This is a genomic window from Mycobacterium sp. ITM-2016-00317, assembly GCF_002968295.1.
In the GTDB taxonomy this organism is placed as follows: domain Bacteria; phylum Actinomycetota; class Actinomycetes; order Mycobacteriales; family Mycobacteriaceae; genus Mycobacterium.
Genome location: NZ_CP134399.1, coordinates 3490575 through 3506928 on the forward strand (window position 1 = coordinate 3490575; position 16354 = coordinate 3506928).

At 68.5% G+C, this 16354-nt stretch carries 17 protein-coding genes and 1 pseudogene; 8 read left to right on the plus strand and 10 right to left on the minus strand.

Translation table 11 applies throughout. The annotated features are described in order from the left end of the window. Positions 1 to 4: 4 nt before the first annotated feature. From C6A87_RS16635 to C6A87_RS16650, 4 genes are read right to left on the minus strand one after another with little or no spacing between them, the layout of a single operon-like run. Positions 5 to 400: a universal stress protein gene (locus tag C6A87_RS16635; protein WP_311113295.1), complete on the minus strand. Its 396-nt coding sequence runs from the start codon at positions 398 to 400 to the stop codon at positions 5 to 7. Further along, entirely contained in the window at positions 397 to 1938 is a 1542-nt protein-coding gene (locus C6A87_RS16640; RefSeq protein WP_311113296.1) for a tripartite tricarboxylate transporter permease, read from the minus strand. The genes C6A87_RS16635 and C6A87_RS16640 overlap by 4 nt, the downstream gene beginning before the upstream one ends. After that, the gene (locus C6A87_RS16645) at positions 1939 to 2454 is read right to left on the minus strand and encodes a tripartite tricarboxylate transporter TctB family protein (RefSeq protein WP_311113297.1); all 516 of its coding nucleotides are present in this window, start codon (positions 2452 to 2454) and stop codon (positions 1939 to 1941) included. Continuing rightward, positions 2451 to 3434, minus strand: a complete 984-nt coding sequence (locus C6A87_RS16650) for a tripartite tricarboxylate transporter substrate-binding protein (protein ID WP_311113298.1) — start codon at positions 3432 to 3434, stop codon at positions 2451 to 2453. The genes C6A87_RS16645 and C6A87_RS16650 overlap by 4 nt, the downstream gene beginning before the upstream one ends. Before the next feature lie 125 nt (positions 3435 to 3559). On the opposite strand from C6A87_RS16650, the gene C6A87_RS16655 reads away from it, so the two are divergent. Together C6A87_RS16655 and C6A87_RS16660 are read left to right on the plus strand one after the other, a co-directional pair. Next, complete coding sequence (locus tag C6A87_RS16655; protein WP_311113299.1) at positions 3560 to 5170, plus strand: ATP-binding protein; 1611 nt, start codon at positions 3560 to 3562, stop codon at positions 5168 to 5170. Continuing rightward, a complete protein-coding gene (locus tag C6A87_RS16660; RefSeq protein ID WP_311113300.1) occupies positions 5163 to 5828 on the plus strand; it encodes a response regulator in 666 nt (221 codons plus the stop codon). The genes C6A87_RS16655 and C6A87_RS16660 overlap by 8 nt, the downstream gene beginning before the upstream one ends. Here the strand turns inward: C6A87_RS16660 and C6A87_RS16665 are convergent. From C6A87_RS16665 to C6A87_RS16675, 3 genes are read right to left on the minus strand one after another with little or no spacing between them, the layout of a single operon-like run. Further along, positions 5825 to 6850, minus strand: coding sequence for a PHB depolymerase family esterase (locus C6A87_RS16665; RefSeq protein WP_311113301.1), 1026 nt, complete (start codon positions 6848 to 6850; stop codon positions 5825 to 5827). The genes C6A87_RS16660 and C6A87_RS16665 overlap by 4 nt on opposite strands. Continuing rightward, positions 6832 to 7551: an ABC transporter permease gene (locus tag C6A87_RS16670; RefSeq protein ID WP_311113302.1), complete on the minus strand. Its 720-nt coding sequence runs from the start codon at positions 7549 to 7551 to the stop codon at positions 6832 to 6834. The genes C6A87_RS16665 and C6A87_RS16670 overlap by 19 nt, the downstream gene beginning before the upstream one ends. A gap of 20 nt (positions 7552 to 7571) precedes the next feature. Further along, positions 7572 to 8462 (minus strand): ABC transporter ATP-binding protein, encoded by an 891-nt coding sequence (locus C6A87_RS16675; RefSeq protein ID WP_311113303.1) that lies wholly within the window; start codon positions 8460 to 8462, stop codon positions 7572 to 7574. Positions 8463 to 8623: 161 nt separating this feature from the next. Between C6A87_RS16675 and C6A87_RS16680 the strand changes: the two genes are divergently transcribed. The 4 genes from C6A87_RS16680 to C6A87_RS16695 are packed head-to-tail and all read left to right on the plus strand — an operon-like array spanning position 8624 to position 11928. Further along, positions 8624 to 9727 carry a histidine kinase gene (locus tag C6A87_RS16680; RefSeq protein ID WP_311113304.1) on the plus strand — a complete coding sequence of 368 codons (1104 nt, stop codon included), beginning with the start codon at positions 8624 to 8626 and terminating at the stop codon, positions 9725 to 9727. Beyond that, positions 9724 to 10326 (plus strand): response regulator transcription factor, encoded by a 603-nt coding sequence (locus C6A87_RS16685; RefSeq protein ID WP_311113305.1) that lies wholly within the window; start codon positions 9724 to 9726, stop codon positions 10324 to 10326. The genes C6A87_RS16680 and C6A87_RS16685 overlap by 4 nt, the downstream gene beginning before the upstream one ends. A 55-nt stretch (positions 10327 to 10381) precedes the next feature. Further along, positions 10382 to 11368, plus strand: a complete 987-nt coding sequence (locus tag C6A87_RS16690; RefSeq protein WP_311113306.1) for an alpha/beta hydrolase — start codon at positions 10382 to 10384, stop codon at positions 11366 to 11368. Beyond that, complete coding sequence (locus C6A87_RS16695) at positions 11365 to 11928, plus strand: alpha/beta hydrolase (RefSeq protein WP_311113307.1); 564 nt, start codon at positions 11365 to 11367, stop codon at positions 11926 to 11928. Before C6A87_RS16690 ends, C6A87_RS16695 begins: the two co-directional genes overlap by 4 nt. On the opposite strand, the pseudogene C6A87_RS16700 reads toward C6A87_RS16695, so the two are convergent. Further along, positions 11877 to 13089, minus strand: a pseudogene (locus C6A87_RS16700) (GDSL-type esterase/lipase family protein). The gene C6A87_RS16695 and the pseudogene C6A87_RS16700 sit on opposite strands and share 52 nt — an antisense overlap. Before the next feature lie 183 nt (positions 13090 to 13272). Between C6A87_RS16700 and C6A87_RS16705 the strand changes: the two are divergent. Together C6A87_RS16705 and C6A87_RS16710 are read left to right on the plus strand one after the other, a co-directional pair. After that, entirely contained in the window at positions 13273 to 14190 is a 918-nt protein-coding gene (locus tag C6A87_RS16705; protein ID WP_311113308.1) for an NADP-dependent oxidoreductase, read from the plus strand. Positions 14191 to 14305: 115 nt separating this feature from the next. Further along, complete coding sequence (locus C6A87_RS16710; protein ID WP_311113309.1) at positions 14306 to 14977, plus strand: GntR family transcriptional regulator; 672 nt, start codon at positions 14306 to 14308, stop codon at positions 14975 to 14977. A 13-nt stretch (positions 14978 to 14990) separates the two neighbouring features. Here the strand turns inward: C6A87_RS16710 and C6A87_RS16715 are convergent, their stop codons facing one another. Together C6A87_RS16715 and C6A87_RS16720 are read right to left on the minus strand one after the other, a co-directional pair. Next, positions 14991 to 15920: a DUF5996 family protein gene (locus C6A87_RS16715; RefSeq protein ID WP_311113310.1), complete on the minus strand. Its 930-nt coding sequence runs from the start codon at positions 15918 to 15920 to the stop codon at positions 14991 to 14993. Between the two features lie 82 nt (positions 15921 to 16002). Next, entirely contained in the window at positions 16003 to 16257 is a 255-nt protein-coding gene (locus tag C6A87_RS16720) for a hypothetical protein (RefSeq protein ID WP_311113311.1), read from the minus strand. Positions 16258 to 16354 lie beyond the last annotated feature (97 nt).

The following is a 16354-nucleotide window of genomic DNA, read 5'->3' on the forward strand; positions in this document are numbered from 1 at the left end:
GCTATCACGACTCTGGAGGCTTGACCGCGAGCACCGGCTTCGGGCACTCCAGGATCACCTTCTGCGCGACGCTGCCGAGCAGCAGCTTGCCCACCGGGTTGCGGTGCCGGATACCGACGACGAGCAGCTCGGCGTCGGTGCGGCGCACCACGTCCAGCAGTTCCTCGGCCGGGTCGACACCGACCGGTTGGAGCAGTTCGTAGACCACGCCGCACTCGTCGAGGCGCATCTGCACGTCCTGTGCCTCGGCGTCACCGGCGAACCGCGCGTCGACGTAGGACTCCCCGGAGGTCGCATTGACGACCACCAGACCGGTGTCGCGCAGCTTGGCCTCGGCGATGCCGTGCTCGAGCGCGGCGTGCCCGAACGGGTCCGCGGTGTATCCGACGATGATCGTCATGAGTGCGATGCCTTCTCTCTCTGGTCCTTGTCGTCCTCGACGATCAGCAGCGTCTCCTCGCTGCGGTGCATGAGGCGCAGCACCAGCGGGGCCAGCAGCAGCAGAGCCATCAGCACGTAGGTGACGATCGCGACGGGTTCGGTGAACAGGCTGCTCCACTCGCCGCCGCCGAGCTGCAGGCTCTGCCGCAGCTGGCGCTCGATGCGCGGCCCCAGGATGACGCCGATGATCAACGGCAGCACCGGAAGTCCGAAGCGGCGCATCATCAGGCCCATCAAGCCGAAGATCAGCAGCAGTACCAGGTCCAGGGGCTGCAGGTTGACCGCGAACGCACCGAGGGTGGCGAAGAACAGGATCCCCGCGTAGAGGTACGGCCGCGGAGTGCGCAGCAGTTTGGCCCACAGTGGCGCCAACGGCAGATTCAGTGCGAGCAGCAGGAAGTTGCCGATGAACAAGCTGGCGATCAGCGTCCAGATCAGCAGCGGTTCCTTGTCGAACAGCGTGGGGCCGGGCTGGATCCCGTAGGACACGAACGCCGTCAGCATCACCGCGGCGGTGGCGTTGGTCGGCAGACCCAGGGAAAGCATGGGCACCAATGTGCCTGCGGCCGAGGCGTTGTTCGCGGCCTCGGGGCCTGCGACGCCTTCGATGGCGCCCTTGCCGAAGTCCTCGGGATGCTTGCTCAGCCTCTTCTCGGTGATGTAGCTCAGGAACGTCGGCAGCTCCGCGCCGCCGGCGGGCAGCGCACCGAACGGAAACCCGTACGCGGTTCCGCGCAGCCACGGCTTCCAGGAACGCTTCCAGTCGTCCTTGCCCATCCACGGCCGACCGACCGGGATGACCTGGACCGGCCGCCGCCGCAGATGCGCGGCGACCCACAGCGCCTCACCGAGGGCGAACACCGCCACCGCGATGACGACGATGTCGATGCCGTCCGACAGCAGCGGCAGACCGAAGGTGGCGCGCGGCTGGCCGGTCAGTGAGTCGATGCCGACGACACCGATCGCCAGGCCGAGAAGGAGCGAGATCACGCCGCGCATCTTCGACGAACCCAGCACCGCGGTCACCGCGACGAGGGCGAACAACATGATCGCCAGGTAGGACGGCGCACCGAGGGTGACCGCGAACCGGGAGATCGCGGGCGCGAACGCGGCCAGCAGCGTGGTACCGATGGCACCGGCGACGAACGACCCGATGGCAGCCGTGGCCAGCGCCTGCGCGGCTCGGCCGGCTTTGGCCATCTTGTTGCCCTCCAGCGCGGTGATCACCGACGAGGACTCCCCCGGGGTGTTCAGCAGAATCGACGTCGTCGAACCGCCGTACATGCCGCCGTAGAAGATGCCGGCGAACATGATGAACGCCGCGCTCGGACTGACGTTGTAGGTGATCGGCAGCAGCAACGCGACCGTCATCGCCGGGCCGATGCCCGGCAGCACGCCGACCGCCGTGCCGAGCAGGACGCCGATCACGGCGTACATCAGATTCGTCGGCGTCGCCGCCTCGGCGAACCCCTGAAGGAGCCAGTTGAAATTCTCCATCTACAGAATCCCATCCAAGATGCCTGCGGGCAGCGGAATTCCGAGCCCGGAGTAGAACGCGTAGAAGCTGGCGATTCCCAGTACGGCGCCGATGGCGAAGTTGCGCACGTAGTGCCTGCTGCCCAGAACGGTTGCGCACCCGCCGAAGAACAACGCGCTCGCGATGGTCCAGCCGAGCGGCTCGACGAGCACGATCAGCAGGATGAACAGTCCGACGAGGAGACCGACGGTGCGCCAGTCGCTGGGCATGTCGGGGTCGATGTCCTCCCCCGCGTCGGCCTCACCCCTCAGCCCGCGCGGGATGGCCACCGCCAGGACCACGGCCATCACCAGCAGGCCGGCCCCGATGACGATCGGAAAGAACCGTGGCCCGACGGGATCGACCTCGGCGTATCCGCCGGGCATGGACAGCGCGTCGTAGACGAGGAACGCGCCGACCGCGACCATGACGGCGCAGACGATGTACTGCGCGTAATCGGGCGTGGCCTTCTCGTCGGTGTCAACCTCGGTGCTCATACCAGCCCCAGATCTGTCAGCGTCGACTCGACGCGCTGGTCTTGTTCTTGGAGGAAGCTCTCGAATTCCGGGCCGGTCATGAAGGCATCCGTCCAACCGTTCTTCACCAGCGCCTCCTTCCACGCGTCGGTGGCATGCAGTTCTTCCAGGATCTTGACCATCGCGGCTCGGTCGTCATCTGAAATGCCCGGTGGTGCAAGCACTCCGCGCCAGTTGGTGAAGGTCAGATCGATCCCCGACTCCTTCAGCGTCGGTGCGTCGACACCTTCGACGCGCTCGTCACCGGACACCGCGAGCACGCGTACCTGGCCGGCCTCTATCTGGTCGACGTACTCGCCGAGGCCGGACGTGCCCGCAGCGATCTTGTTGCCCAGCAAGGCCGTGAGCAGGTCGCCACCGCCGTCGTAGGAGATGAAGTTGACCTTCGTCGGGTCGATGCCTGCGGCTTTGGCCGTCTCCATCGGGAACAGGTGGTCGGGGCCGCCGGGATTGGAGCCACCGCCGACGGTGACTTTCGCGGGATCGGCTTTCCACGCGGCGACGAAGTCCTGCACCGTTTGGAACGGCGAGTCGGCCGGAACCAGGATGCCCTCCTGCTCCTCGACCATCTTGGCCAGCGCGGTGGCGTCGGACGCGCGGGCGGTGGAGCCGTTGGTGAAGACCGCGCCGACGACGCCGAGCCCCATCATCATCATCAGGTCGCCGTTGCCGCGTTCGTTCATCAGACGCGCCATCGCGACGGTGCCGCCGGCGCCGATGACGTTGAACACCTCGACGCGCCCGGTGATCTCTTCGTCCTCCATGATCTTGACAGCGGTGCGCGCGGTGAGGTCGTATCCACCGCCGGGGCTGTTGGGCACCATCATGCGAAGGCGGTGCAGGCCGGTCTCCTCGCCGCGGGTGACCCCGCAGGCCGAGAGCAAGAGCGTGGCGATCATGGCGATGACCACGCCCACGATCGTCCGGCGCCGTGCGAACATGTCGTCCCCAATCACTTGGTGGTGATGCTCAGCAATACTGGACCCCGACAGTGACCTACGTCACCTATGTGAACGCAAAGGAAGTATTGGTCATTAAGAACACGAGGTCAGCGGTCACGGGCCTGATGCGGGGACGCAGCCTCGCCGGGCAGTTCCTGGCGTTCCAGCTGGTGGTCGTCGCGGTGGTGCTCGTCGCCGTCGCCGGGGTGTCGGTGGCCCAGTCCGAGGGCGAGTTCCGTGAGGTGCGGGGCCAGCGGATGATCGCCGTCGCCGAGAACATGGCCTCGACGCCGATCGTGCGCGAGCGCACCGAACAGCATCCGGCCGACCCGTTCGTCGCCCGCACGCTGGCACCGGAGGTGGACCGCGCCGTCGCATTGTCCGGCGCCACCCTGGCCGAGATCCTGGGCCCCGACGGCACCGTGCGGGTGTCCTCGGATCCGTCGCGCGGCGGCGCCCGGGTCGACCTCGGGCCCAGCCGCGCCGACGAGGGCCGCGCCTGGTTCGGCGATGCCGACATCGACGCCACGCACAGCCTGGTCGGCCAGGTGCCGATCCTGTCCACTGACGGGCAGGTGCTGGCGGTCGCGTCGGTGAGCGAGGCGTACCCGTCGATCTGGGCCCTGCTCAGCGGCGCAGGCGAAGGCCTGCTGCTCTATCTCGGGCTGGGCGCGGTGCTGGGCCTGGTCGCGTCATGGCTGCTGTCCCGCCGGATCAAGCGGCACACGCGGGGCCTGGAGGTGGCCGAGATCGCCAGCCTGGCCGACCACCGCGAGGCTCTGCTGCACAGCATCCGGGAAGGGGTGATCGCGGTGAACAACGACGGCGAGATCACCCTGCTCAACGACGGGGCGCGGGTCCTGCTCGGGGTACCCGAGGGCGTGGTCGGGCGGCGGGTGGACACCGTCGGGATCGACCCGGCGGTGGTGTCGTTCCTCGCGGACGGCGAGGACGGCGAGGATCCCGGTGCGGCCGGGGACACGGTGATCGCGACCAGGACGCGGGTGCTGACGTTGAGCAGGCGGCCCGCGACCAGTCAGGGCCGGCGGATCGGCACGGTGATCACGATGCGCGACAGCACCGAACTCGCTGCGCTGCAAGGCCAGTTGTCGTCCCACAAGAGCGTCACCGACACGCTGCGGGCACAGACCCACGAGTTCGCCAACCAGCTGCACACGATCTCCGGTCTCGTGCAGCTGGGCGAGTACGATGCCGTGCGTGATCTGGTGGGCACGTTGACCCGGCGGCGCGCCGAGATCAGCGACGCGGTGACGCAACGCATCTCCGATCCCGCGGTCGCGGCGCTGCTGATCGCCAAGACGTCGCTGGCCGCCGAGAGCGGTGTCTCCCTGTCCCTGGACCCGCAGTCGCACCTGGCGGTTCTCGACCCCGCGCTGGCGACCGACGTGATCACGTTGCTGGGCAACCTGATCGACAACGCCGTGGACGTGTCGGTGGGCGCGCCGAACGCGCAGGTGACGGTGTGCATCGACGACCGCGACGGGCTGGCGATCTCGGTGCTCGACTCCGGACCCGGTGTGCCCGAACATCTTCGGGAGGCCATCTTCGCCCGCGGTGTCACCTCCAAGCCCGAGGTCCCCGGGGGCCGTGGCATCGGCCTGGCGCTGGTGCGCCTGGTGACCGCACAGCACGGCGGCACGATCGAGGTGGACGATGGGCCCGGCGGCGGGGCCCGGTTCCTGGTGCGGCTGCAGGCGGTGTCGCACCATGCGTGACGTCCTGGTCGTCGACGACGACTTCATGGTCGCCGAGATACACCGCCGGTTCGTGGACCGGGTGCACGGGTTCCGCGCCGTCGGCGTCGCCCGCAACGGCGCCGAGGCGCTGGCCGCGACCAGGGAGCTACGGCCCCAGCTGATCCTGCTCGACGTGTACCTGCCCGACATGACCGGCCTGGAGGTGTTGCAGCGCTTGCGTTCTGAACGTGACCGGGTGGACGTCATCATGATCACCGCGGCGCGTGAGCTCGACACCGTCCGCGGCGCGCTCGACGGCGGCGCCGCGGACTACCTGATCAAGCCGTTCGAGTTTCCCCAGCTGGAGGCCAAACTGCAGGCCTACGCCACGCGGGCGGACGCGCTGCTGTCGGCGAGCGGGGCCGACCAGTCGTTGATCGACTCGCTGTTCGGCGCACCGCAACCCGCACCGGCCAAGGTGCTGCCCAAGGGCCTCGGCGCCGAGACCGGTGAACTGGTTTTGGCCGCCGTGCGCGACGCAGGCGAGGTGTCGGCCGCCGAATGCGCTGACCTGGTGGGGATCTCACGGGTCAGTGCGCGGCGTTATCTGGAGCACTACCTGAGCGTCGGCGCGCTGGAGCTCCGGCTGCAGTACGGGGTGGGCCGGCCGGAACGCCGCTACCGGATCACCGGCTAGCGCATCGGGTGGCGTCTGGCGAAATGCCACGCGAGCTCGCTGGCGGCAGGGCCGGACCGATCGGTGAACAGTCCCTCCCCCGCCGGGCCCGGATAGGCGTGCCCCATACCCTCGACGAGATACGACTCGACCACCGTTTCACCCTGCGGGGTCGACAGCGCACTGCGGGTGTAGGCGTGTCGGCCCGAATCCGCGGGCACGGTCTCGTGCTCTTCGGCCAGTGCCAGGCTGTTGTTCAGCAACCCGTCGTCCACCAGGTCGTGCACCGCGCTCCAGTGCGCGACGAGCCTGGTGGCCACCGTCGGTGGAACCACATCGTCGGTCGTCCCCTGGACGACGAGCAGCGGCACCCGGCGGGCCCGTTCACCCATTTGGGCCCATGCCTGGCGCGCGGTGTACTCCGGCGGGGTGGTGCCGGGATCGTCGGGATCGACCTGGTTCAAGCCGTACTCGCCGCCGGCGACCGACGTGACGGTCGCGAACACGTCGGGAAAGGTCGCCCCGAGGATCACCGCGGTGCCCGCACCGGACGAGGCGCCGACGACGTGCACCTGATCCGGATCCGCGTGGTAGTCCGCGACGACCTGCCGGGCCACGCCGGCGAGCAGAGCAAGTTCTCCCCCGTGCCGGTGCTGCTGTCGGGGGTCGGCCGAGTTCCAGCAGTTGAGGGTGTTCTGAAACATCCGCTGGGTCGGGTACACGACGATGAACGCCTCACGGTCGGCGAGGCTGTTGAACTGCGTCGTGGCCTTCATCGAGTTCCACCCGAATCCGGTCATCGCACAACCGTGGATCGCCATCACCACCGGGAGCCTGGCGGTGCCGTCGTACTGGGGCGGCAGGTGGACCTGGTATCGCTGGCGGTCGCCGTCGAGGCTGTACACGTGGTTGCGGTCGCCGTGCTGCATCCACCACGGCAGGCCGAACTGGACGACGGCGGTGCCGGTTACCGCTGCGGCGACGACGATCGCGAGAACCCGGGACACGATCCGGAGCCGGCGGGTCACCGTCGCGGTTCCCACCGGAACAGCGTCGCGGCCAGCACGGTCGCCGCCGCCACCCAGGCCAGCGTCGGCACCAGCAGCAACGCGGATTCCGTCACGGGCACGCCTCCGTTCCACGCGTCGAGGATCATCTCGGTCGCGGCGCCCCCGGGCAGCAGCCGCTTGAGCACCGCCATGTCCTCGGTTCCGGTGATGCCAACCCAGCTCGCCACCGCGATGATTCCCAGACTCAACGGCAAGGTGGTGACCTGCGCGTGTTCGGGTGACCGGGTGACCCCTGCAGTGGCCACGCCCAGGGCGAGCATCATCGCCGACGTCGAAATCACGGCCGCCGCCAGCAGCGGTACGTCCGAAGGCGCACCGCTGATCGCGGCGAACACCGCCAGGATGACGGTCACCTGCAGCAGCGAGATCACGGCGACGGGCAGCATCAGCCCGCCGAGGATCGCCGGGTCCCCGGCCGCGGTCGAACGCAGCCGCTTCAGGAACAGACTCTGCCGTCGGGCGGCCAGGGTGGTCACCGTCGCGGCGTAGAGGGTGAACGCACCGATGGTGAAGACGATGACCGCACCGATGTAGCCGAGGCTGCCGATCGACGCGAACAGGTCGCGGTAGTGGATGAAGAACGCGCTGACCGCCACCGGCATCAGGACGCTGGTGACCAGCACGGCGCGGTTGCGGAGAAGTTGTCGCAGCTCACTTCCGGCGATGGTGAGCATCCGAACCCCTTCTGTGGTGGTCACCGGGCGGTCGCGCCGATGGCGCGGAAGACGTCGTCGAGTCGGGTCGGCGCGGCGGAGAGCCCGACGAGTTCGGTCCGGTGGGCGTCCGCCCAGTCGAGAAGGTCCTTCAGATCGGCCTGCAGGGTGAACGTCTCGATCACGAACGTGCCGTCCTGACTGTCGGTGGCTGTGCGCGGCGGTGCGGGAGCGTCGTGGGCGAGTGAGAACCGGATGACCGCCGGCAGGGCGCGGGTGAGCTCGGCGACCGTCCCCTCGCGGTGCAGCACTCCGCGGTGCATCAGCCCGATCCGGTCGGCCCGCTGCTGGGCCTCTTCCAGGTAATGCGTCGTGAGCACGATGGTGGCGCCGTCGGAACGGAGTTGATGCACCGCGTCCCACAGCGCGTCCCGCGAGTGGATGTCGAGGCCCGTGGTGGGTTCGTCGAGGAAGATCAACTCCGGCCTGCCGTACACCGCGGTGGCGAAGTCGAGGCGCCGTTTCTCACCGCCGGACAGTTGGGACACCCGGACCTCGGCCTTTCCGGTGAGGTCGACGACCTCCAGCACACGCTCGACGGAGTCTGAGCGGCCGGTGAGCCGCCCGATCAGCCGAACCGTTTCTGCGGCGGTCAGATCCGGGGAGAAGCCGCTCTCCTGGAGCATGATCCCCACCCGGGGACGCACCGCTCGCCGGTTCGCGGGGTTCTCCCCGAAGACGCGGACGGTGCCCGAGGACGGACCGCGGTGGCCTTCGACGATCTCCAGGGTCGACGTCTTGCCTGCCCCGTTGGTGCCCAGCAGCGCATAGAGCTCGCCCGACCGGACGTGGAACGAAACATCTTTCACCGCATGGAAATCGCCGTACACCAGGTTCAACGCATCGACATCGATGACGGGACTCGAAGGCATGTGCCCATTTCAGCGCGCCGGCCTGCCGCGCCAGGCTGGTAGCGTCATCTCATCGGGGTGACATCCGCGCGCGTTGCTCGTGACGCTGCGTCACTACCGGCTCGGGCGCCGGGAGCCGATGATGAGGAGTGGCATCTTTCGTCGGACAGGTGAAACCGAGCGTGACAACGCACCCACGCCGCAGGTTCCGCACTCTCAACCTGATGTTCTTCCTGCCCGGTTTCGCCGCGGTCGGGGCATTCCTGATCGCCAGGCAGGCTCAGACCTGGCAGCAGGCGGTGGTGCTGGGGCTGGGGGTGGCTGCGGCGCTGCTGGCGTTCGAGCGGTGGACCGCCGACGCGCTGGCCCCTGTCGCGCTGCCCTGTCTTGCGGTGGCGGCGGCGGTGTGGCCGTTCGGCGCTCTGATGATCGACAGCGTGGAGCAGGGGGCGTTCTTCGCCATCACCGTGGTGGGAAGCCTGATCGTGCCGACGCTTCCGCGTCACCGCGCACTCGCGGCGTTCGGCCTGGTCGGCTATGTGGCGGCGGTGGGCGTGCTGGCGGTGGCGACCACACCGCAGGCCGGCACCGGTGAGCTGATCGCCGACGTCATCGTCCCGACCGGAGTCACCGCCACGGTGACCGGTCTGATGTTCCCCAACAAGCGTTTCTACGACGTCGTGGCCGAACTCGAGGAAACCCGCGAACGGGACGCGGAGCTGGCGGTGGCCCGGGAACGGGTGCGCTTCGCCGGTGACCTGCACGATATCCAGGGACACACGCTGCACGTGGCCAAGCTCAAGATCGCCTTGGCGCAGAAGCTGATCCACCGGGACGCCCGCCGCGCCGAGCAGGAGCTGCGCGAGATCCACGATCTGATCGGCGACACCATCGCCCGGACCAGGGAACTGGCGTACGGGCAGCGGCGGCTGAACCTGTCCGTGGAGCTGGAGAACGCGCGGAACCTACTGGAAGCGGCGGGTATCGCCGTGCAGGTAGACCGGTGCGCCGAGGTCACCTCCCCCGCCATCGACCTGCTGGCGCAGGTGTTACGAGAGACCACCACCAACATCCTGCGGCACTCCCGGGCCACCCGGGCGCAGATCGTGCTGACGGCCCACAGTCTCACCGTCGTCAACGACGGCGTCGACGAAACGGTGCTGCCGCAGTTGCACGGGCTGGGCGCGCTGGCCCAACGGGTGGCCGATCGCGGTGGCGAACTGACCGCGGCATCGGCCAACGGACAATTCCGCACGGCGGCAACATTTCCGGAGCAGGCGTCGTGACCACCGTGGTGCTGGCCGATGACGAGGTCCTGCTGCGCAAGGCGCTCGCATCGCTGCTGCCGCTGGAAGGCGACATCACGGTCCTCGCGGAGGCCGTCGACGGGGCCGATGCGGTCCGAGCCACGCTGTCCCACCAACCGGACGTGCTGGTGATCGACCTGGAGATGCCCGGGGTCGACGGTCTGGCGGCGGTCGCCGAGATCCGCCGGGTGTTGCCCGATCAGCGGATCCTGATGCTCACCCGGCACGCCCGCCCGGGGGTGCTGCGCAGCGCCTTGAAACTCGGGATCCAGGGTTTCGCCAGCAAATCCGCCGAACCGGCGCATCTTGCGGAGATCATCGCCGCGCTGCACGAGGGCCGGCGATGGATCGATCAGGACGTCTCGGCCGCCGCGATCGTCGACGACTGCCCGCTGACCGACCGTGAGGTCGACGTGCTGCGCGTGACCGGCCAGGGTTACTCGGTGGCCGAGATCGCCGCACAGCTGCACCTGGCGCAGGGCACGGTGCGCAACTATCTGTCCAGCGCCATGCAGAAGACCCAGACCCGCACCCGCCACGAAGCGGCCCGGTACGCACGCGAACACGACTGGCTCTGAACACATGACGTGACGTCACTGGTGGCGGGGCCGCCCGACTCCCATCCTGGAGAGCGTGAACACCATTCTGCGCCTGCTGGTGCCGATGCTCGCGGTCACGCTGACAGCGTGCGGCGCAAGCACTCCCACGACGTCGACGTCGACGTCGACGTCCTCCGGTCTCGAACGGTTCCACAGTCAGCAGATCGCGTGGGAACCGTGCGGCGACTACGCCACCACCTCGATCGAGACGGCGGTCTTCGACCGTGCGTCGACGGCGCAGTGCGGCCACCTCGAGGTTCCGCTCGACTACCAACAGCCGCAGGGCGACACCGTGCGTCTCGCGGTGATGCGGGTGCCCGCCCGCGGTGAGGCCCTCGGTTCGCTGGTGCTCAATCCGGGTGGGCCCGGCGGGTCCGGGTTGTTCGCCGCCGCCGCGACGGCGCTGTCGTTACCGGAAAGCCGGCTCACCGACCGGTTCGATCTCGTCGGTTTCGACACCCGCGGTGTCGGCGCCTCGGAACCGGCAGTCGACTGCTTCACCGACGCCGAGGCCGACCGGGGTGACAGCGTGCTGACGACCCAGGGCACGACCGTGCAGTGGACAGAGGACGACACCCGGCACGTCTTCGAACGATGCGCGCGAGGTTCGGGCGGCGCCGACGTCCTGACCGGCATGGGCACCCGCAACAGCGCACGCGACATGGACGTGCTGCGGGCCGTGCTCGGTGACGAGCGGTTGACCTTCCTGGGCCAGAGTTACGGGACGCGACTGGGCGCGGTCTACGCGGAGCAGTTCCCCGGGAACGTCCGCGCGATGGTGCTCGACGGGGCCATCGACCCCAGCCAGCGGACCTTCGAGCGCCGCGTGGGCGCCTTCGCCGGGTTCCAGCGTTCCTTCGAGCAGATGGCCGCCTTCTGCGCCACCCTGCCCGACTGCCCGCTGGGCACCGACCCGGCCGGGGCCACCGACAGGTTCCACGAGATCGTGCGTCCGCTCTACGGCACGCCGATACCGGCGCTGGACTCGACCTCGACTTCGACGAGGCCGTCGGCGGGGTGATCTCCGGGCTGTACACCGAAGCGGCCTGGCCCCGCGTCATCGCCGGGATCGCGCAGGTGCAGCAGCAGGGACGCGGTGACGAACTGCTGCAACTCGGTTACGACTTCGCGCTGCGCGACGCCGAGGGCAACTGGACCAATTTCGTCGAGGCGCTCTACGCCACCAACTGCATGGACGAGGAGCGGCTCAGCGAGCGCGACGGGAACACGTTGCGCGCCCGCATCTTCGAAGCGGCGCCGTTCATGGATCCAGGGGTCGTGCTGACCGGCGCCCGCGACGGGTGCGAGCACTGGCCGGCCGAACCGACGCTCGGCTTCCCCTATGCCACCGATGTCGAGGGGCTTCCCGCGACGCTCGTGGTGTCGATCACGGGCGATCCGACCACCCCGCATGCGGGCGGCATCCGGCTGGCGCAGACCCTGGGCAGTGCGCTGCTCACGGTGGAGGGTGAGGGACACACCATCGTGACGGCCGGAACCAACCAGTGCGTCAACGACATCGCCGCCGACTACCTGGTCGATCTCGTGCTGCCGGAGGAGGGCGCGACCTGCCCGCTGTGAGCGGTGAGCGCGACGAATCGCTGCGCGATGAGTCGATGGGTGGCGGCATCCGGGTGCAGGTTGTCGGGCAGCGGATGGCTCGCTTCGTCATCCGGGCCGTACAGGTCGAGACCGTCGATGTAGGACAGGTGCGGATCGTCGGCCTGTCGCTTTCCCACGATGCCGGCGAGCTGCTCACGTATGCCGCGCAGGGTGAGACGGCGCAGCCCCGCGTTCGGCACGACGGCGTCGCCGGGATCACCCGTTGCCACGAAGCGCACCGCGCCCGCCGCGAGCGCTTCGACATCGAAACTCCCCGGTCCCGGGGTTGACTCGTGGATCGGGCAGTGCAGCGGCCCGATGACGATCAAGGGCGTCCTCGGATGCCTGTCGCGGATGGTGTCGAGGAACCCGTGCACAGCGGGGCCGAACGCACGCCGGCGCATCAGATCCGAGTTCACCAGGTTGATGCCGATCTTCACGCTGATCAGATCGGCGGGACGATCGCGAATCGTCCTGGCCACGAACGGATCCAGCATGGCGCTGCCCGAAAAGCCGAGGTTCACCAGATCGAGGTTCCCCGCCGCGGCCGCCAACGCGGGCCACGTGGTGCTGGGGGTGTCCGCATTGGAGCCCTGACTGATGGAGCTGCCATGGTGGACCCAGGTGGGGCCTGGCCGGCACGGGCTCGATCGGTGCGTCGGTGCGCAAGCCGACCAATTCTGTTCGCTCGTAATGCGGCAACCACAGCTCGAGCGTCTTGTCGTGCGACGCCAGCCCGTCGAAGCGCAACGTCGCCGCCCCGCCCGACTCTGTCTCGCTCGCGCCTGTGGACGGATCGATACGCACCAGGTCACCGCCGGACACCGCCGCGTGCCGAACCCGCCGATTGTCGATCAGCAGATCCACGACACCGTCGGCACGTGGCGGCACACCTGTCAGCACCACCCGCGTGCGCAGGAGATCGAGTTCGATCACGGTCGCGGCCGTGCGCACTGTCAGCCGCACGCCCGAGGGCTGCGCTTGCGCACTCAACAGCTGTGGATCGTCACATTGCGCACGCGCGGCGCGCGGCAGACGGTGCGGAAGCCAGCCGCGGCCGGTGTCCTCGAGTTCCGCGAGTCCGTGGAACAACTCGACGCTGAGGGGATGGGATCTCAGCTCGAGGTTCCGCGAGGTCATCCCGACACGCTACGTGTCCCGCGATGGCCGCCACGATGGTCACACCGCCCGAAGCTAATATCGATATTCGCCGCAAATATCGCATCTAGGTGTTAGGTTGATGAGCAATGAGTTCGGCCCCAGGCGCGTTTCCGTTGACCGGCACGTTCCAGCACAGTGACACAACACCAGGGAGACGAGTAGATGGCACGGACAGTTCAGTTCTCCGAATACGGCGGCACCGACGTGCTCCGGGTGATTGACGCCCCGGTGCCGAGCGCCGGGCCCGCACAGGTGCGCATCGCGGTCCGGGCAGCGGGCGTCAACCCCATCGACGCGAAGATCATGCAGGGCTTCATGCGGGAGATGGTGCCCCTGGACCTCCAGGCCGGACTCGGGTCCGATGTGGCCGGGGTCGTCGACCAGGTCGGTGCCGGCGTCACCGCGTTCCAGGTGGGCGACGAAGTGATGGGCAGCTCGCTGACCCCCGCGATATCCGAGTATGCCCTGGCAGATCCGGCCAATCTGATCATCAAACCCACCGAGGTCGGCTGGGACGTCGCGGGCAGCGTGGCCGGCGCGGGCGGCACCGCGTGGGCCGTCCTGGACCGTCTCCAGGTCCGTGCGGGCGAGACCCTGCTCGTCCACGCCGCGGCCGGCGGCGTGGGCACATTCGCGGTTCAGCTCGCGACGGCGCGGGGCGCACAGGTGATCGGCACGGCGAGCGAACGCAACTTCGATTACCTGAAATCCATTGGCGCCGAGCCGGTCCGCTACGGTGACGGACTGGCCGACCGCGTCCGCGCCCTCGCCCCCGCCGGGGTGGACGCCGTCCTGGACGCGTCCGGCCGCGGCGAGATCCCGCTCTCGATCGAACTTGCCGGCGGCCCGGAGCGGGTGCTGACCCTGGTCGCATTCGATGCCGCCGACACCGGGATCCAGATCTTCGCCGGCGGCACCGGCGATGACCGGGGGCCTGCCTTGCAGGAGATCGTCGCGCTCATCAGTCAGGAACAGCTCACCGTCCCCATCTGGCGCGCCTTCCCGCTGGACGAGACCGCTGCCGCGCTGGAGGCCAGCAGTGCCGGGCACCTCCGCGGCAAGATCGTCGTGCTGCCGTAACCGCCGGCAGCGGTGCGGAACGGGCATCGACACAGGCCGTCAATAGCGTTAGTCCTGCGCAATCTCGATACACTGCCCACATCGACCATCATTCGAGGGCAGGAGCAGTCGCCCGATGACACGGACCACCGAGGTGTACGACGTACTCCTCGCCGAATTGTTCAACGGGCAGCTCGCCCCGGGCCAGAAGCTCCTGCTGGTCGCGATCGGTGAACGTCTCGGCGTGAGTCAGTCCGTGGTTCGCGAGGCACTCACCCGGCTCGCCGCCCAGGGCTTCGTCGTCGCGACGCCGCAACGCGGGTTCCGGGTGCGCGAACTGTCGGTCGACGACGTCGTCTGCCTGACCGAGACCCGGGTCCAGGTGGAGACCGCGGCACTGCGGCTGGCGATCAAGCGCGGGGACGTGCACTGGGAGGCGGGCATCCTCACCTCGCATCACCTGCTGGATCAGACTCCGTTCTTCGCTGAGGACCGGACTGTCAACGAGGAATGGACCATCCGGCACCGCGAGTTCCACCGCGCCCTACTGGCCGGGTGCAAGAACCCGTGGATGGACAGGATCACGCAGGCCATGCGTGACAACGCCGAGCTCTACAAGCGGTGGTACCTGGTGTTGGCCCACGGCCACCCGCACGACTTCGCGATCGAACACGACCAACTCAAGGACCTGGCACTGGCCCGGGACACCGACGCCGCGGTCGCGCTGCTGACCGAACACATCGAGCGGGCACCCCGCGAGCTGATCGCGTACGCGACCGAACACGGACTCGAGGGCTTCCGGGATTGACGGGTCGGCGACCTCAAACGCTGCGGCGGCCGGGGTCGGTCTCCAACGCCGCACGGTCCCAGTCCGCCAGGTCCGCGGCCGCGCCGTAGCTGAACTCGAGGAAGTCCAGCACACACTGATCCGGATCCTCAGCGGCCCGGGCGGTTTCGTACGGAAGAAGGAACTGGCGCAGTTCGGGATGGTAGAAGACTCCCTCGGGGCGGCCGGCGAAGTCGGCGAAGCCGTCCGGTTCGGGGTACGCGTAGGAGTAGAACGCCCCTTCTTCCCCACCGCCGGGCCAGAACCCGCAACTACTCAGCTCGTGCGAATAGGCCTCGACCATCACCCAGTCGGCGCAGTTCGGCGCGCCCCCGGGATGGGGCGGTGCGGGACGGCCGGAGAATCGGCTACAGGCCAGATCGAATGAGCCCCAGAAGAAGTGCACCGGACTGACCTTGCCGGTGAACCGGGAACGGAACTGCCCGACCACCCGGTCGGCCTGCACCAGCTGTTGCCAGAAGGCGTTGGCCGCGGCGGGATCGTAGCCGGTGTGCTGGTCCTCGGCGAACGGGACGGCGGGATCGACCTCGTTGGGCCGCTTGGTGATTCGCGTGGGAACGTCCAGGCGGTCGAGCAATGCCATCGTCTCGTCGTGGAACTTCGCGACGGAACTGTCGCGTAGGTCCACATGGCCGGAGCCACCGTCGCTCACCCGCACGGCCAGTGTGTGGTCGAGGAAGTCGAACTCCATGTCGAGAAGCCGCGCGTCCACCGGGATGGGCGACGTCGTCAATCCGCGTGGTGAGACGTAAAGCGGTGCCTGCCACCAGTGATTGAGCGGCGGCGCATGAGCCAACCGCACCTTGCCCACGATCTGGGTCCACATGTGCAGCGATCTGCGCGTCGGCTCCCAGTCGTCAACACGCAAGGACGGCCATCCGCCGCCAGCCGAGGAGAGGGTCATGTCAGCCTTTCAGTTGCTGGGCCGCTCCAGCGTAAGGGAAATCGAGGTCATCGGAACGGACATTGTGCGGCGCCACCACGACCTACCTGGCGCCGTCGCGGAACTGGGCGGCGTCGTGGCCGGAGATGCCACGGAACTGGACATGCAGGACCCGCGGCTGCGCCCACTCCCCGTTGACGCCGAACCTGACATCGCCCATCACGGTCGGAAAGGTCGCGCCGCGGGCGTACTCGCAGAGGCCGGCGTCGTCGATGCCTCCGGTCGCTTCGACAGCTCGGGCGACGAACTGCATCTGCGCGTAGGCCGGCGGCGCCATGTAGTGCCCCAGGACGTCCACGCCGGCACCGTCGGCACGTCAAAGACTTTCGCCCCCTTCGCCAGTCCCACCACGTTGTTCACGATCGCCGCCGGGTCATGGCTGTTCAGGTTGGCGA

What these genes read in the sequence shown, in the direction of transcription:
- C6A87_RS16635 (WP_311113295.1), bottom strand. Translation starts at nt 400, where the DNA reads ATGACGATCATCGTCGGATACACCGCGGACCCGTTCGGGCACGCCGCG.
- C6A87_RS16640 (WP_311113296.1), bottom strand. Translation starts at nt 1,938, where the DNA reads ATGGAGAATTTCAACTGGCTCCTTCAGGGGTTCGCCGAGGCGGCGACG.
- C6A87_RS16645 (WP_311113297.1), bottom strand. Translation starts at nt 2,454, where the DNA reads ATGAGCACCGAGGTTGACACCGACGAGAAGGCCACGCCCGATTACGCG.
- C6A87_RS16650 (WP_311113298.1), bottom strand. Translation starts at nt 3,434, where the DNA reads ATGTTCGCACGGCGCCGGACGATCGTGGGCGTGGTCATCGCCATGATC.
- C6A87_RS16655 (WP_311113299.1), top strand. Translation starts at nt 3,560, where the DNA reads ATGCGGGGACGCAGCCTCGCCGGGCAGTTCCTGGCGTTCCAGCTGGTG.
- C6A87_RS16660 (WP_311113300.1), top strand. Translation starts at nt 5,163, where the DNA reads ATGCGTGACGTCCTGGTCGTCGACGACGACTTCATGGTCGCCGAGATA.
- C6A87_RS16670 (WP_311113302.1), bottom strand. Translation starts at nt 7,551, where the DNA reads ATGCTCACCATCGCCGGAAGTGAGCTGCGACAACTTCTCCGCAACCGC.
- C6A87_RS16675 (WP_311113303.1), bottom strand. Translation starts at nt 8,462, where the DNA reads ATGCCTTCGAGTCCCGTCATCGATGTCGATGCGTTGAACCTGGTGTAC.
- C6A87_RS16705 (WP_311113308.1), top strand. Translation starts at nt 13,273, where the DNA reads ATGGCACGGACAGTTCAGTTCTCCGAATACGGCGGCACCGACGTGCTC.
- C6A87_RS16710 (WP_311113309.1), top strand. Translation starts at nt 14,306, where the DNA reads ATGACACGGACCACCGAGGTGTACGACGTACTCCTCGCCGAATTGTTC.
- C6A87_RS16715 (WP_311113310.1), bottom strand. Translation starts at nt 15,920, where the DNA reads ATGACCCTCTCCTCGGCTGGCGGCGGATGGCCGTCCTTGCGTGTTGAC.